Source organism: Streptomyces sp. NPDC001315, assembly GCF_042896175.1.
In the GTDB taxonomy this organism is placed as follows: Bacteria; Actinomycetota; Actinomycetes; order Streptomycetales; family Streptomycetaceae; genus Streptomyces.
On record NZ_JBIAWZ010000034.1, the window covers coordinates 12,110 to 27,231 of the forward strand.

The window sequence follows — 15,122 nt, forward strand, 5'->3', positions numbered from 1 at the left end:
CCAAGACCAGCCGTTAATTGACATACCCCTTCACGGGCACGATCTCCCCGGGCGTGATGCCGCCTTCCCCGAACGCGTCCACCGCGACCCAGTAGTCGGCGTCGGCGTTGAGGGAGCGCAGGTCGAGACTGGTCTGCTCGTGCACCTGCCAGCTGTGGTACAGCTTCTGTGGATGGCGGCCGTACCGGATGGTGTAGCCCGTGGCCCCGGTGGCGGCCTCCCACTCGATTTTGGCGCGGCGGCCGTCGATACGGCGGGCCCGGGCGTGAACCGACGCCGGTGTCGCGCTGTCACTCGTGCCGAAAACGCGTACGCCGCTGAGCGCGAAGACGCCGTCGAAGGGCATGCGGCCGCCGGTGACCCGGACGTACCGGGCGGGTGCCGGCTCATCGGGCACGATGAACGCGTGCGGGGCATCGGTGTTCGTTCCCCGGGTGTCGTGCACGACGGTCCACTGTTGTCCGTCCTGCGAGACCTCCACCGCGGTCTCGGCCGGCGCATGGGTGGGGTAGACACCGCGCCAGATGTGTCGGTTCCAGTCCGTTCCCTCGGGGACCTCGGTGGCGCTGTCGCCCAGCCGGTGATCCGCCAGGTTGACCTGGATCGCGTGCACCGTTTTGGTCGCGCCGAGGTCGAGGGTCAGTGACTCGCCCTGTTCGCGCTTTCCGGCCGCCCACCACGTACGGATGTCCTCGTCGGCCGCCGACGCGGGGGCGTGGCCGGGGAGGGAGGACGAGGCGGTGGTCTCGGCCTTGTAGGACAGCAGCATCCAGGCCGGGGGCGTCCATGGGTCGAACGGTCCGTCCGGGACGACGAAGGGGTAGTCGGCGTAGTTCTGGTTGCAGAACAGGACCCCGTCCTTGTCGAAGCCCGCGGGGAAGATCCCGACGCGCCGCTCGAAGTCGTCGTTCACCGAGATACGCATGGTCGCCGTGTGCCACCAGTTGCCGTGATGGTCCTGGAACGTGCTGCCGTGGCCTGCCCCGGTGATGAAGCCGCCCGGCTTCGACGAGAAGGGGCTGTCGAGCGAGTACGTGAACGGGCCCAGCGGGGACGAGGACGTGTAGTAGCCGTCGGCGTAGGTGTTGAGCTGCGTGGCGGGCGCCGCGTACTGCAGGTAGTACGTGCCGTCGTGCTTGGTCATCCACGCGCCCTCGATGTAGGGCCGGCCCTGGAGCCGGGAGAGGACTCCCTCCTGCTCGGGGTGCGTCAGGGTCGTGATGTAGTCCTCCCCGACCTGTTCCCAGCCGTGCGTCGCGACATCGGACAGAATCAGCGGCGTCGGTTCGCCGATCTGCTCGAAGGTGCTGGACAGTCGCACCCCATAGAGGGGCGTTTCGTTGTCGCAGCCCCAGTAGAGGTAGACGTCGCCGTCGTCGTCCTGGAACAGGTTCGGGTCCCAGAAGGGGAAGGTGCCCGGTGTGACCTCGACGAAGTCGTCGGCCAGCGGGTCGACGCTGCGGAAGAAGGGGCAGTTGTCGGTCTTCCTCGACGCGCTGATGTACAGCGCGCCGTCGACCTCCCGGACGTCTGGCGCGTAGTCGAGGACGGGAAGCTTGGCGGTCGGACGGTACTCCCATCGCAGCAGGTCCTGCGAGTGCCAGAAGCCCGCCGACATAGAGACGAACATGTAGAAGCGGCCCCGGAACAGTACGACGGAGGGGTCCGCTGCCTCCCGGTGGACAGAGCGACGTACGCCGGTGCTCGTGCCGTCGGTGGTGCGTATGTCCTGGTAGCGGTACGGGAGGTCGAGGGGATTGCAGAGTACGCGGTGGGAAGAGCGCATCGATACGGCTCCTACCGTGAGTAAGAGTGGATGGTGGGTGAGGTGGAGCGGAGGGTGAGAGCCGGGTCAGCCGCGTTCTGTGAGCACTTTCACGTCCCACGGGCCGAGTTCGACCGACCCGCCGGCCTCGTACACGGTGGGGGTGAGGGCGTCTTTCGCGGCGGCGGGCAGCGTGACGGACACCGGGTTCCATGACCAGTTGTGCAGGAAGCGGACGCGGCGGCCGTCACGGGCGGTGGCCGACGTCGCCGTGACACTCGGGTGGGGGCGGCCCCAAGCACCCTGGGGAGCAGCCCAGTTGAACAGTGCCTCGCCGAAGGCCGGGTTGGGCACCGTGCCGATGTAGGTGATGCGGCCGGTGCCGTACGGGCGGGTCGTGGCTGCGGGCCAGCGGCCGAGGTGCGGATCGTTGTAGGTGGCGAGTACGTCGGCGCCGTCCGGGACGAGGGCATCTGCCCAGTACAGGGCTTGCGCCTGGGCAGACAGCGGGAGTTCGGTGCTGCCCTGGACCTCAACCGCCGTATCCAGGTTGGTGTATTCGTCGTAGGAGACTCCGGCGGGCCCCGCGAGGCGGGCCGGCTGGACGTCGGTCCGGGCCCGGGCTTCGTGGTCCGCATAGCCGGTGCGCGGGCCGATCACCAGGTGCCTGCCGGACTCCGCGTAGGCGAGCAGCCGGTCCAGCGTCGCGTCGTCCGCGGCATAGAACGCCGGGGCGACGAGGAGCGGCGGAAGGTCCACCGTCTCCAGTTGGCCGGGGTGGACCAGGCGTGCCTGCAGGCCCGCGTCGAACGCGCCGCGGTAGAAGGCGTCGAAGACGGTGGCGTGGGAGCGCGCGTCCGCAGAACCGTCCGGCGTGGCAAGTGCGGGCTGGGCCTCCAGCGCCCACTTGCTGGGCAGCGAGTACAGGAAGGCGACGTCCGCGTCCGGCGTGAGGGCGGCGACCAGATCGCCCGCCGTCTCCAACTCGGCTCCAAGAGCTGCGAGTTCGTGGTAAATCCGACCCGGGCGGCCGCTGTGGGGCAGGATGCCACCCACGTAGGTCTCGGTGCCGAAGTGCAGGGTGTGCCAGTGCCAGTACTCGATCATCGAGGCGCCCCGTGCGACCAATGCCCAGGCTGCCTGCCGCCACTGTCCGTCGTAGGCGGACTGGTTGCGCCACGAGGGGCCGATGCTCTGGGCGTTGGTCTCGGTGACCAGGAAGGGTTCCTGTCGGGAGGCGTAGATGCGGTCGGCGATGCGGTAGAGCGCCCAGGTTCCCTCGTTCGCGGCCGCGGCCTGGCGCGTGGGGTGCGGGTTCGGCAGGGCGAGGGAGTCCTGCATCGGGTAGTAGGGGTTGCCGGCGGTGACGTCGAGGGTACGGGTGAGCGCGTCGTCCTCGATCGCGGGGCGGTCGTAGGCGATGCACGTGGTGACGAACTGGTCGGGGCTCGCGTACGCGCGGACGATGTCTGCCTGCCACTCGATGAACTCAGTGGTGAGAGCGGCCTGGAAGCGGCGCCAGGCCAGGTCGTACTGTGGCTGGCTGTTGCCGTCGGGCGTCCACAGGTCGGCCCAGGTCGACAGGCGGTGCGACCAATAGGTCAGGCCCCACTCGCGGTTGAGGGTGTCCACGTCGCCGTAGGTGTGGCGCAGGTGGTCGACGAAGCGCTGGAAGACGCCGTGGTTGTGGAACAGCTCCAGGCCGGGCTCGTTGTCGACCTGGAACCCGATGACGGCGGGGTGCTCGGCGTACCGGGCGACGACCTTGCGGATGACGCGCTCGGCATGGAAGCGGAACGCCGGGTGGGTGTAATCCACCTCCTGCCGGGAGCCCCAGCCGATGCGCTGCCCGGTGCCGCGTTCGCCGGCGATCTCCGGGTACTGGCGGGCGAGCCACGGGGGTATCGCGTAGGTCGGGGTACCGAGGATCACGGCCATGCCGCGCTCGTGCGCACCGTCCAGGACCGGCTGCAGCCAGTCGAGGTCGAAGTGGCCGTTGTCGGGTTCCCAGGTCGACCACACCGACTCGCCGAGGCGGATGACGTTGAAGTGGGCCTCGGCCATGAGGTCGAGGTCGTCCTTGAGGCGTTCGTAGGGCTGGTACTCGTGGTAGTAAGCGGCGCCGAACAGCACGCGCTGGGGCAGCTGGGACATGGCTTTCCTTCGCATCGGGTGGTGCGGTGGTGATGGCTGGTGTGCCCCGGCCCTGTGCGCTGCGGGCTTCGGGGCCGGGGCGATCCGTCATCCGTTCGCGAGCAGGTCCAGGTGCCGGTCGCGTTGTACGCACTGGTCCAGTGCGAAGGATTCGGCGAGGGTGAGTACGTCGTCGTCGCCGAGGCCGCGGAAGAGCTCGGCGTACTCCTGGACCAGTGGCTGGCCCAGCATGATGTGCCGGATGAGGACGTCGAGCCACTGGCGGGTGCTGAACGGCTGCGCGGAGAAGCCGGGGAATTCGTCGGCGATGAGTTGTTCGAGCGGCTTGATCAGTTCGCGGGCGGCGCCTTCGGGGGAGCCCCAGGCCTCTGCGCCCAGGCGGTGCTTCTTCGCCATGAACGCGCCGAACTGCCGGTCGTAGGCGCTGTCCGGGGCGAGATGGACAAGCCCCTGCAGGCCGACGTCCTTGTACGTCCAGATGGTCCAGTTCGCCTCGTGGCGCCGGTAGATCTCCAGCTGATCGGCGAGCAGCTGGGAGCAACTTTCGTCCCGGGCCGGGTTGCCGGTGTAGACGGGACCGAACTCGCCGACCCAGATGGGGGTGCCGGTCTTGCGCATGTACGCGGTGCGGCGCAGGAAGGACTCCTCGACCTGGTCCTTGTCGATCCAGACGCCGTCGGTGTGACCGGGGTAGCCGGTGCTGCGGGCGAAACCGGCGCGCGCGTAGTCGTGGCAGGTGTAGACGGCGTTGTCGATGGGGTCGCCGAAGATGTCGAACTCGGTGGAGTAGTGGTTGCCGTCGAGGAAGAGGATGTGGTGCGGATCGACCGCGCGGATCGCGCCCGCGAGGCGGTCGTAGAAGGCGGGCAGCACCTGCCCGGACTCGTCGGCGGGCTCGTTGATCGGGTTGTAGCCGGCCACCCACGGGTTGTCCTTGTAGCGGTCCGCGATGACTTCCCACAGGTGGACCACCCGGTCCTGGAAGTGCGGGTGGGTCCAGAAGGACGGAAGGTGGGTGGGGTTGTCCGAGTGCCACTGGTGGTTCTGGTAGCCGGGCAGGGAGTGCAGGTCGATGATGGTGTAGATGCCGTGTCGAGCGCACAGTTCCACCACGCGGTCGAGGTGGGTGAAGCCCTCCTCGCGGAACTCGAACGGGCGGGCGTCGTCCTCGAAGTGGCGGTAATTCACGGGCAGACGCAGGCAGTTGAGGCCCTTGGATGCGAGAAGTGCGGCGTCGGCCGCGTCGAAGAAGACGGTCAGCAGCCGGTCGAAGAACAGCTCGTAGCGGCGCTCGCCGAGGACGTTCCGTACCGCTGAACGCATGGCGTCCTCGTTGCCCGGATAGCCGGTGATGAAGTTCTCCATGTTCATCCAGCCGCCGAGCCCGGCGCCGCGGAGCCGGACCGGGGTGCCGTCATGGGTGATCAGACCGGTGCCGGAGGTCTTCAGCAGTGGGTTCGGGATCGTGCCGTGGGAGCGGGGCGCGGATGGTGTCGTGGTCAACACGGGGGATCCTTCGCGGTGTGGTGGCGGGCATGGAGCGGTGGCGGGGCAGAGGGGTTCGGGGACGGCCGGGCCGTTGGGAAGGGTCTGCGGGGGGCTTCGCAGGCTGTGGGCGCCGCGTCGTCGGCGGCAACGACGAGCCGTGAGCGCCAGGCGCCCAGCCCCAGGAGGCGGTTCGGAACAGGACCAGGAGGCGGTGCGGAACAGGACCAGGGCAAGGCAATTGGGCCCCTCGTTGCAGGAGGGGCGGGACCAGGGCGGAGGAGCCCGGCGGCCGGTGGCGGCGCGCCCAAGGGCGGCCGCCCGGGTCAGTCGCGCGGCGGCCGGGTGGACTCCCGTACGACCAACTGCGTTGCCAGCTCGACGTGGTGGGAGTCGATCTTCTCGTCGGCGGCCAGTTGCAGCGCGGTGCGCAGGGCCACGGCCGCCATCTCCTCGACGGGCCCGTGGATGGTGGTCAGGGGCGGGGAAGTCACCTCGGCCAGCCGGGTGTTGTCGAAGCCGACGATGCTGAGGTCCTCCGGTACGCGCAGGCCGCGCCGCCGGGCGGCCTCGATGACCCCGGCGGCCAGTTCGTCGGAGGAGGCGAACACCGCGGTGGGCGCGGGGTCCACGGCCAGCAGTTCCGTCCCGTGCTCGGTGCCTTCGGCGGCGTGGAACGTACCGGCGTGACGGATCAGTTCGGGCAGCACCGGTGCGCCGGCCGCCTCCATCGCACTGCGGAAGCCATGCAGCCGGGCCTGGTTGGACCAGGCGTGCTCCGTGCCGCCGAGAAAGGCGATTCGGCGGTGGCCGAGGGAGAGCAGATGCGCGGCCGCGGCGTGGCCGCCGGTGAAGTTGGTCGCACCGACACTGACGATCGAGTCGTCGGGCAGTGATTCCGGGTCGAGCAGCACCAGCGGCATTTGGTAGCGGCTCAGGGCGTCGCGGACCGGCGCCGACAAACTGTTCGCCGTGACCGCGATGACGGCACGCCGTCCCGCGGCGGCCAGACCGCGGGCCCAGGCCACGGGATTGGCCGTCGGGTCATAGCCTCCGCGCCTGCTCACCACCACGGCGATGCCCTCACGCGCCCCGGCGTCCACCACGCTCTGAATGATCTCGGTGTGGTAGATGCTCAGCCGCTCGAAACCGAAGAGCAGCTCCACGGTGGGGTGCGAGCGCAGATCGTCCCGGCTACCGCCGTAGTTGTAGTGGCGCAGGAGGTCCAGGACCTTGTCGCGCGTCTGCTGGGCCACGTCCGGGCGGCCGTTGATGACCTTGGAGACGGTGGCCACCGAGACGCCGGCGGACTCGGCGACCTTCGCGAGGGTGACACGTTGAGGCTCGGATGCCATGGCTCTCCCAAGGGCAGGGGGCGGGTCAGTGGCCCGCACTGCGCAGCACCGTAGCACCGAGATTTTTTTCGAAACACCTTTGGATCAAGACTGGTTGCACGTCTGGATCAAGACTGGTTGCACGCAGGAAAATTCACCGTGCGGTAAGGATTGACGAAGGTGCGTCGCGGCCCTAGCGTTCACCGCCAGCGCGACCAGCAGAAACTTATTTCGAGTGCAGATGGTCACTCTTTTCGGTCCTCTGTGGCCGGAGGCTCCTCGCGCGACGTCTTCGCCACTCACTCAAAGGGAACACGATGACGCGATTCCACACGGCGGGCCCGATGGGTTCGACCACTTCCACGGGACCTTCCCGACGCGGCTTCCTCCTGGGAGCGGTCGGTACCACCCTGGCTGCCACCTCGCTGGCGGCCTGCGGTTCCGGCGACTCGGGCAGCTCGGGCGGCGGCTCGGAGATCGTGTTCATGAACCAGTCCCGCGGCCAGGCCGCGACGCTGAAGAAGCTGGCCGAGCAGTACTCGAAGCAGAACGGCGTGAAGATCAGGATCGATGACGTCGGCCCCGCCGACTTCCTGACCAAGCTCCAGTCGAGCTCCCAGTCCCGCAACATGCCAGACATGTACTCGGTGGTCGACGGCCACTCCATGGCCCCCTACTACAAGGCCGGCTGGGCCATGGACCTGACCGACCGGATGAAGGGCAGCTGGGGCGACACCTTCCGGCCCGCCACGCTCAAGACGACGACGTTCGGGGCGGACAACCCGCAGGGCGTGAAGCCAGGCATCTACAGCGCCCACTGGGAGACCCCGGCCCTGGGCATCTTCGTCAACGCCGCGATGTACAAGGCCGCCGGCCTTGACCCGGACAAGGCGCCCGCCTCCATGAGTGAGTTCATCGATCAGATGCGGAAGATCAAGAAGTCCGGGAAGGGCACCTTCTGGTTCGCGACCAGCCTCTCCAACCAGGTGGTCCAGTCCTACGCGTCCAACTACATGACCGACGAGGAACTGAACGCCACCTTCGTGGGCAAGAACAGCTGGAAGAGCGAGGGCTGGCGCAAGACCCTGCAACTCGTGGTCGACCTGCGGGACGCCGGCGTGATCGCCACCGGCTCGCTGCCGAGTGGCAACACGGACAACCCCACCGTGGAGAAGGCGTTCTTCAACACCCAGGGCGTGGCGGCCATCTTCGACGGCACCTCGGCCGTCGGCGTGGCGCGTGCGACCGCCCCGGACTTCACGGACTTCCGCTCCTTCCCGCTCCCCGCGGCCGATGACGGCACACAGACGTCGCGCCTGGTCGGCGGCGCAGCCAAGGGTGCTGCGGTCAACCCCCGCAGTAAGAACGCGGCCCAGGCGCTGAAGTTCCTCAAGTGGCTGACCGCCGCGGACCAGCAGCGGGCCTGGGCCGAGGGAGTCCCGCTGATCCCCTCCGCGCGCGCCGTGTCCGACAAGAACATCCCCGAGCAGCTGGCGGGCATCGCCGCGAAGGTCTCCGACATCCAGCTCGTCCAGAATCAGATTCTGGAGCAGGTCAACACCGCCCTGCAGAAGGGCACTCAGGCCCTCGTCCTCAAGGAACGCACGGTCGACCAGGTTCTCGGTGACCTCGACGCGGCGCAGAAGAGCGCGTAGTGAGGCGCCGCAGTCGCGTGCTGGCGGCCTGGCTCTTCCTGGCGCCGGCGCTGGCCATGATCGCCGTGTTCACGGTGGTCCCGTTCGTTCAGGGCATCCTGCTGAGCTTCCAGTCCTGGGACGGGGTGAGCCTGGACACGCCGTACATCGGGCTCGCCAACTACCGCTACGTGCTGCACGACACCCAGTTCTGGGGCTCGATGAAGAACGCCGTCGTCTACGGCGTGGTCGGTCTGGTCGTCGCCAACGCGGTGTCGATGGTGATGGCGCTGGCCGTGCACCGGGCCCGTCGCGGGTCCGCGTTCTTCCGGACCGTGTACTACCTGCCCGGAGTGTTCTCCACGGTCGTTGTGGGTGTGATGTTCTCGTGGTTCCTCGACCCGAACATCGGGATCGTCAACCAGATGTTCAAGACGGTCGGACTCGACGGTCTTCAGCACAACTGGCTGGCGGATCCCAAGACGGCCGTGATCGCTGTCGCCGCCGTGTTCGTCTGGTACCACTGGGGATTCGGTTTCATCCTCTTCCTGGCCGGCCGGCAGGACGTGCCCAAGGAACTGTACGAGGCCTCTTCCCTGGACGGAGCCCGCGGATGGGCTCAGTTCCGCTACGTCACCTGGCCCGGCATGTCACACGTCACCGGCATCGTCAGCGTGCTGACCCTGCTCAGCGGTCTGCAGATCTTCGGCACGGTCCAGGTGCTGACCAACGGCGGCCCCGCCGGTCACACCGAGGTCCCCACCCTGCACATCTACCAACAGGCCTTCCAGTACAGCGAGTACGGCCGCGCGGCCGCGATGTCCGTCATCTTCGGGCTGTGCCTGGTCGCCCTGGCCTGCGTCCAGCTGTGGGTCTCCCGCAGGCTCGGCGGAAGCACGGACTCCCGGACGGAGAAGGGACGTTGACGATGAACACGCTTCTCGAACCGGCACAGCGATCCGATACGCCGTCGGTGTCGAAACCGCCACCGAGCCCAAGCCGCCGCCGCAACCGTCTGCCGCGGATGGCCCTGTACGCCCTGCTGATCGCCGGAGCGCTCGAGGCTCTGGTGCCGGTGCTCTGGGTGCTGAGCGGATCCCTGCAGAGCGCCAAGCAGCTGTACAAGGGAAGCGACCCCATTCCCCACCCCTTCGAATGGGGCAACTTCTCCGTCGCGTGGAACGAGGGCGGGTTCAGCCAGTACCTGCCCAACAGCCTCCTCTACACCACGGCCGCAGTCATCGGGATCCTGATCATCGCTAGCCTGGCCGGATACGCACTGGCCCGCATCGAGTTCCCCGGCCGGAGCGCGATCGTGGGGGCGATCCTCGTCATCATGATCATCCCGCTGCCGGCCTCGTTCATCGCCCAGTACAAGCTGCTGATCACGCTCGGGCTCGCCAACACCCGCATCGGCTACATCCTCGTCCTCATCGTGGGCGGCCTGCCGATCTCCATCCTGATCATGCGCGGGTTCTTCGCCAGTCAGCCCAAGGAACTGGAGGAGGCCGCCGCCATCGACGGCGCCTCCCTGCTCGGCACCTTCTGGCGGATCATCCTCCCCCTCGCCAAGCCGGGTCTGGTCGCGGTGGCCGTCATCCAGGCCATGCAGGTCTGGAACGAGTACCTCATGGGCCTGGTCCTGTTCAACGACAGTTCCCTGATGCCCGTACAACGCGGACTCACCAACTTCGTCTCCGCGGACTCCCCGCAACAGCAGATCCTGCTTGCCGCCTCGCTCATCGCGGTGCTCCCGATCGTCATCTTCTACGCGATCGCGCAGCGCCACATCATCAGCGGGCTCTCGGCGGGCGCGCTCAAGTGACCCGGCAACGACCAGTGAGGAAGCTGCAGTGTCCATAAGAGCTCGAAGAAGTATGCGTTCCACCCTCGTGAGAGGCTCCGCGGCCGCCATGCTGGCGCTCGCAGCGTCCCTCTCCAGCGCCCAGGTCCAGGCCGCAGCCGACGTGTCCACGGCCGCGGACACGTCAAGCGCGAGTCAACCCCGGGTCACCATCAGCGAGTTGCCGGTGCCACCGACCGTCCCCGAGGACGGCGTGTGCACCCACCCCACCGGGTGCGTATCGGCCGACTGGGGCGGCATCGGAACTCCCGGCCCCGCCAGGAACGCCAGGTACGTGTTCCTGGGCATCACCTACGCCGGGGCCCCGGCCTCAGGCCCCGCGAGCATCTACACCGGCCCGCAGGTCCTGGTGGTCCGCACCGATGGCGCCACCTTCCCGAACGGCGAGGCATGGAAGTGCCTCACCTGCGGGGTGTCCTACGGCTTCGAGATCGAGACCAGCCAGTTCACCTACCCGCCCGCGAACGAACTGCCCGACCGCAAGCGCGTCCTGGTGGGCAACGGCATCCTGTCGTGCGGTGCCGACGGCGCCGAGTACACGGTCACCGACCCGCGCTGCACCGCCGCCAACACCCGAATCACCCCCATCTACTGGAACGACAAACCGCTCTTCGAGCCCGACAGCAACGGCATCAACAACGGCCGGGAATGGCGACTGAGCCCCGACGGCGTGCACCTGGTGTGGGATGTCCTCGACTACAGGGCCCTCTCGGAGATCCCGTACGTCGGCCGGATCGCCTACGACAAGGAGAACAGCCGATACGAGCTCACCGGCGTCTCGGTCCTCGCCAACTCCTCGGCCGCGTACCAGCCCCTGGTCGTCGAGAAGGGCAACCAACTGCGGTTCAACAACGCCGGCATGGTCGGCGAACCGCGCGGCTTCACCGCCGACGGGCGGGCGACCCTCGGCATCCAGAGCGTGAACTCCGACAGCATGGACGCCTGGGTCACCGACCTGGCCACCGGCGCCTCCCGGCCGGTGACCCGGAACGCCCAGTACACCGACCCGATGGCGGCGTCCCCCGACGGCAAGTGGCTGCTCGCCGAAGAGGTCAGGGGCTCGGACCGACTCGACTTCATCTCCGGGATGCCGGGAATCCCGGCGCTCACCGCCCACGGCGGCACCGCCGCGTACGTCGCCGGGATCCGCAACGAGGGCAACCGCCGCTACTTCTCGCCCTGGCTCGTCGACCCCAAGACCGGTGACGGCTTCCAGATCAACGCCGGATCCGACCGGAACTGGAACGCCGCCGCCGACCCGGCTTGGCTCGCCGACAGCACCGCCGTCGTCTACACCGAGAACCTCGCCTGCGGCGCCAACCCGACACCCCACCGCTGCGCCGACTCGACCGAACCCGGCGGCCGCAACAGCCGGCTGATGATCGCCCGCTTCCCGGACTTCAAGCCCACCGCGCCCGTAACTCCCGCGCAGGTCTCCGACAGGACCTGGGGCATGCCCTACGACCCGGACACGACGCTGCCGACGGCGAAGGCGATCCCCACCGGCACGTACACCCTGCGCGGTAAGACCCAGGGCTCGGCCACCGTACAGATCACCAACAACAGCGCCGGCACCCAGCCCCTCAGCGTCGCCGTCGACTACGACAACTACAGCGACGACGGCACGAACATCATCGACGGCACCGAGAAGGTGGAGCGCGCGTCCAACACGGCCCTCGGCTGCACGCCGGGTACCGCCTCGGCTCTCGCCTGCCTCACCTGGACCGAGGACCTGACCCTCTCCGGCCGGCACACCGGTACCAAGCGAACCGGCCCCGACGGTTTCACACTCGGCCCGTCCGTGATGCTCAGAAACGACTTCCAGGCGGTCGGCACGCTCACCACGACCATCGACGGAACCACCTACACGCAGCCGGCCAACGGCCACTGATCCCAGCGGATCCGCCTGGATCCCAGCTGATCCAGGCGGATCCAGATCCGGACACCGGAGGAAACAGACCGGATGACTCACAAGGCCCCTGACACCCCCTACGAGCTGGCGATCGATTGTGGCGGCGACCGGTTTCCGGTGTCCGGCAGCCGCCCCCGCCTCTCCTGGAAGCCTCCCCGGACCGCCGCGGGGCCGGACGACGCTTACGAACTGCAGATCCACATCGACGGACAGCCGGTGCGAAGCGCCCTGACCGTCGGCCACCTGCTCATCGACTGGCCACTGAGCCCGCTGCGCAGCGGGGAACGGGTGCGCTGGCGCGTACGCCCCCGCACCATCAGCGCGGCCTCTACGTGGAGCGTCTGGCACGCTTTCGAGGCCGGACTGCTCGACGCCGACTGGACCGCGTCCTGGATCACCCCGGCCGACGACCCTCAGACCACGCTCCTCGCGCCCGGCACACGGCCGACGCGCACACTGCGCGCCTCGTTCAGCACATCCGAGGTGGTTCGAGCGCGTCTGTACTCCACAGCTCTCGGGGTGTACGAGGCCTTCGTGAACGGCGAACGCGCCGGCACCACCGAACTCGCACCCGGCTCAACCTCGTACGACAAGACCCTGTACGCCCAGGCGGCCGACGTCACCTCGTCCGTCCGACCCGGCACCAACACCCTCGAGATCGTGCTCTCCGACGGCTGGTACCGCGGCCAGGTCGGCGCCTTCCGTAAACCGGCCGCCTGGGGCGAACTCCTGGCCGCCCGCCTGGAGCTGCATCTTGAGCACGCCGACGGGACGCGCCAGATCGTCCGCACCGACGAGCACTGGACCTCCTCCACAGGACCCGTCACCCGCGCCGACCTGATGGACGGCCAGGTCACCGACTTCCGGGCCCCGGCCGCCGCGGGCCGCGAGCAGCGTCCCGTCCTCGTCGACGCGGTGACCGCACCCCCGATCGGCTGGTCCCCGGCCCCGCCCGTACGCCGCATCGAGGACCTGCCCTGCATCTCGCTCACCCGGCTGCAGGACGGCGCCTGGATCGCCGACTTCGGCCAGAACGCCTCCGGCTGGATCATCCTCACCGACCTCGGCCCGGCCGGGACCCGCACCGTGATCGACTACGGCGAGCACCTCGACCCCCTGACCGGGGATCTGACCACCACCCACCTCGACTGCCAGCGCCCCGGCGACCCGGTGACCGTCTTCGTCCAGCACGACGAGGTCATTTCCTCCGGTACCGCCGGCGAGACCTTCGAGCCCCGCCACACGGTGCACGGATTTCGCTACGCCCGCCTCCTGGAACGCGGCGACGCCCCACTGGACACGTCGAGCCTCACCATGCGGGTGGTCCACACGGACCTGCGCCCCATCGGCACCTTCGCCTGCGGCAACGAAGACCTCAACCGCCTGTACGACGTGGCGCGGTGGAGCTTCAGGGGCAACGCCGTCGACGTGCCCACCGACTGCCCCACCCGTGAACGTATCGGCTGGACCGGCGACTACCAGGTCTTCGCACCCACCGCCACGCGCCTCTACGACATCCACGGCTTCAGCCGCAAGTGGCTGCGCTCGGTCTGCGACGACCAACTCGACGACGGGCGCATCGCCAACTTCTCGCCCGACGGCCGGCGCATCAAGCTGCGCACCGACCAGCGCCTGGACAGCATGACGGGCTCGGCAGGCTGGGGTGACGCCATCGTTCTCGTACCGTGGCTCCTGTACGAGACGTACGGCGACCGCCAGGTCCTCATCGAGAACTGGGAGGCGATGGTCCGCTGGGTCGAGTGGGCCCACGCCGTTGCCCGCACGGCCCGGCACCCCTCCCGGGTGGCCCGCTCGGCCGAGCCTCTGCCCCACGAGGAGTTCATCTGGGACGGCTCCTTCCATTGGGGCGAGTGGTGCGAACCCAAGCCCCGCGCAGAGGACGGCTCGGTCATCGAAGCCGCTCCGGGGGAGCCGGAAGCCTGGATGAAGACCGACAAGGGCGAGGTGGGCACCGCGTTCCTGTTCCGCTCCACTGCCACGCTCGCCGCGGTCGCCGGCCTCCTGGGGCACCACGACGAGGCCGCCCGCTACAGCCGACTCGCGGAACGCATCAAGGACGCCTGGCGCACGGAGTTCCTCGACGAAACAGGCCGTACCACCGTCGACACCCAGGCGAGTTATGTCCGCGCGCTCGCCAACGGCCTGGCACCCGAGAAGCTGCGCAACGCGGCCGCCGCGCGGCTGGCCGACCTGATCCGCGAGGCCGGAACACACCTGGGCACCGGGTTCCTCTCCACCGCCGACCTGCTCCCCGTCCTGGCCGACACCGGCCACGCCGACCTCGCCTACGAGGTCCTTCTCCAGCGCACCTCGCCGTCCTGGCTCGGCATGCTCGACCGCGGTGCCACCACGATCTGGGAGGACTGGGACGGCATCGACGACAACGGCGACGCACACGAGTCGCTCAACCACTACAGCAAGGGCGCTGTCATCAACTTCCTGCACACCCACACCCTCGGATTGCGACAGGCCGAGGGTTCCGTGGCCTGGGAGCGGTTCGTCGTCGCGCCGGCACCCCACCCGTCGGTCGGCTGGGCGCGCGGCACCTTCGACAGCCCGGGCGGCACCATCAGGGTCGAATGGCACACCAAGGCCGGGCAGTTGGAAATCACTGTCGATGTCCCGCCCACGTCCACCGCCACCATCGTCTTCCCTGACGGCGAGGAACTGGCCGTGGGGCCCGGCCGGTCGCACAGCAGCAGGCAGCAGGCAGCAGGCAGCAGGCAGCAGGCAGCAGGTAGCAGGCGGAAGCCACCCCATCGCGCCGTTCCGATGACTGAGCACCGAAGAACCCCTTTCCGAAACCCGGCACGACCGCGGAGCAGAGACCGCTGTCGATCCCTTCCGTCCGTGACCGGATCGTGCAGGCCGCGCTGAAGATCGTGCTCGAGCCGGTCTTCGAGGCCGACATGCTCCCGTGCTCGTTCGGGTTCAGGCCCAGGCGCGGGGCACA

9 protein-coding genes are annotated in these 15,122 nt (G+C 68.6%); 5 read left to right on the top strand and 4 right to left on the bottom strand.

Going from position 1 to position 15,122, the window contains the following annotated elements; genetic code table 11:
* Positions 1-13: 13 nt before the first annotated feature.
* From ACFY16_RS41145 to ACFY16_RS41160, 4 genes are all read right to left on the bottom strand, one after another.
* Positions 14-1,786: a family 43 glycosylhydrolase gene (locus ACFY16_RS41145; RefSeq protein WP_390652352.1), complete on the bottom strand. Its 1,773-nt coding sequence runs from the start codon at positions 1,784-1,786 to the stop codon at positions 14-16.
* Positions 1,787-1,852: 66 nt separating this feature from the next.
* Positions 1,853-3,919, bottom strand: coding sequence for a beta-galactosidase (locus tag ACFY16_RS41150; protein ID WP_390652353.1), 2,067 nt, complete (start codon positions 3,917-3,919; stop codon positions 1,853-1,855).
* Positions 3,920-4,006: 87 nt separating this feature from the next.
* Positions 4,007-5,422 carry a glycoside hydrolase family 5 protein gene (locus ACFY16_RS41155; RefSeq protein ID WP_390652354.1) on the bottom strand — a complete coding sequence of 472 codons (1,416 nt, stop codon included), beginning with the start codon at positions 5,420-5,422 and terminating at the stop codon, positions 4,007-4,009.
* Positions 5,423-5,730: 308 nt separating this feature from the next.
* The gene (locus ACFY16_RS41160; RefSeq protein ID WP_390652355.1) at positions 5,731-6,759 is read right to left on the bottom strand and encodes a LacI family DNA-binding transcriptional regulator; all 1,029 of its coding nucleotides are present in this window, start codon (positions 6,757-6,759) and stop codon (positions 5,731-5,733) included.
* Between the two features lie 296 nt (positions 6,760-7,055).
* Here ACFY16_RS41160 and ACFY16_RS41165 point away from each other — a divergent pair, with 296 nt between their 5' ends.
* The 5 genes from ACFY16_RS41165 (at position 7,056) to ACFY16_RS41185 (ending at position 15,046) form a co-directional block, all read left to right on the top strand.
* Entirely contained in the window at positions 7,056-8,393 is a 1,338-nt protein-coding gene (locus tag ACFY16_RS41165; RefSeq protein WP_390652356.1) for an ABC transporter substrate-binding protein, read from the top strand.
* A complete protein-coding gene (locus ACFY16_RS41170; protein WP_390652357.1) occupies positions 8,393-9,298 on the top strand; it encodes a carbohydrate ABC transporter permease in 906 nt (301 codons plus the stop codon). The genes ACFY16_RS41165 and ACFY16_RS41170 overlap by 1 nt, the downstream gene beginning before the upstream one ends.
* Positions 9,299-9,396: 98 nt before the next feature.
* Positions 9,397-10,197 carry a carbohydrate ABC transporter permease gene (locus ACFY16_RS41175; protein ID WP_390652358.1) on the top strand — a complete coding sequence of 267 codons (801 nt, stop codon included), beginning with the start codon at positions 9,397-9,399 and terminating at the stop codon, positions 10,195-10,197.
* A 52-nt stretch (positions 10,198-10,249) separates the two neighbouring features.
* Complete coding sequence (locus ACFY16_RS41180; RefSeq protein ID WP_390652359.1) at positions 10,250-12,127, top strand: TolB family protein; 1,878 nt, start codon at positions 10,250-10,252, stop codon at positions 12,125-12,127.
* Positions 12,128-12,199: 72 nt separating this feature from the next.
* A complete protein-coding gene (locus ACFY16_RS41185; protein WP_390652360.1) occupies positions 12,200-15,046 on the top strand; it encodes a family 78 glycoside hydrolase catalytic domain in 2,847 nt (948 codons plus the stop codon).
* The last annotated feature ends 76 nt before the right edge of the window (positions 15,047-15,122 follow it).

What these genes read in the sequence shown, in the direction of transcription:
- ACFY16_RS41145 (WP_390652352.1), bottom strand. Translation starts at nt 1,786, where the DNA reads ATGCGCTCTTCCCACCGCGTACTCTGCAATCCCCTCGACCTCCCGTAC.
- ACFY16_RS41185 (WP_390652360.1), top strand. Translation starts at nt 12,200, where the DNA reads ATGACTCACAAGGCCCCTGACACCCCCTACGAGCTGGCGATCGATTGT.
- ACFY16_RS41160 (WP_390652355.1), bottom strand. Translation starts at nt 6,759, where the DNA reads ATGGCATCCGAGCCTCAACGTGTCACCCTCGCGAAGGTCGCCGAGTCC.
- ACFY16_RS41175 (WP_390652358.1), top strand. Translation starts at nt 9,397, where the DNA reads ATGGCCCTGTACGCCCTGCTGATCGCCGGAGCGCTCGAGGCTCTGGTG.
- ACFY16_RS41165 (WP_390652356.1), top strand. Translation starts at nt 7,056, where the DNA reads ATGACGCGATTCCACACGGCGGGCCCGATGGGTTCGACCACTTCCACG.
- ACFY16_RS41180 (WP_390652359.1), top strand. Translation starts at nt 10,250, where the DNA reads ATGCGTTCCACCCTCGTGAGAGGCTCCGCGGCCGCCATGCTGGCGCTC.
- ACFY16_RS41150 (WP_390652353.1), bottom strand. Translation starts at nt 3,919, where the DNA reads ATGTCCCAGCTGCCCCAGCGCGTGCTGTTCGGCGCCGCTTACTACCAC.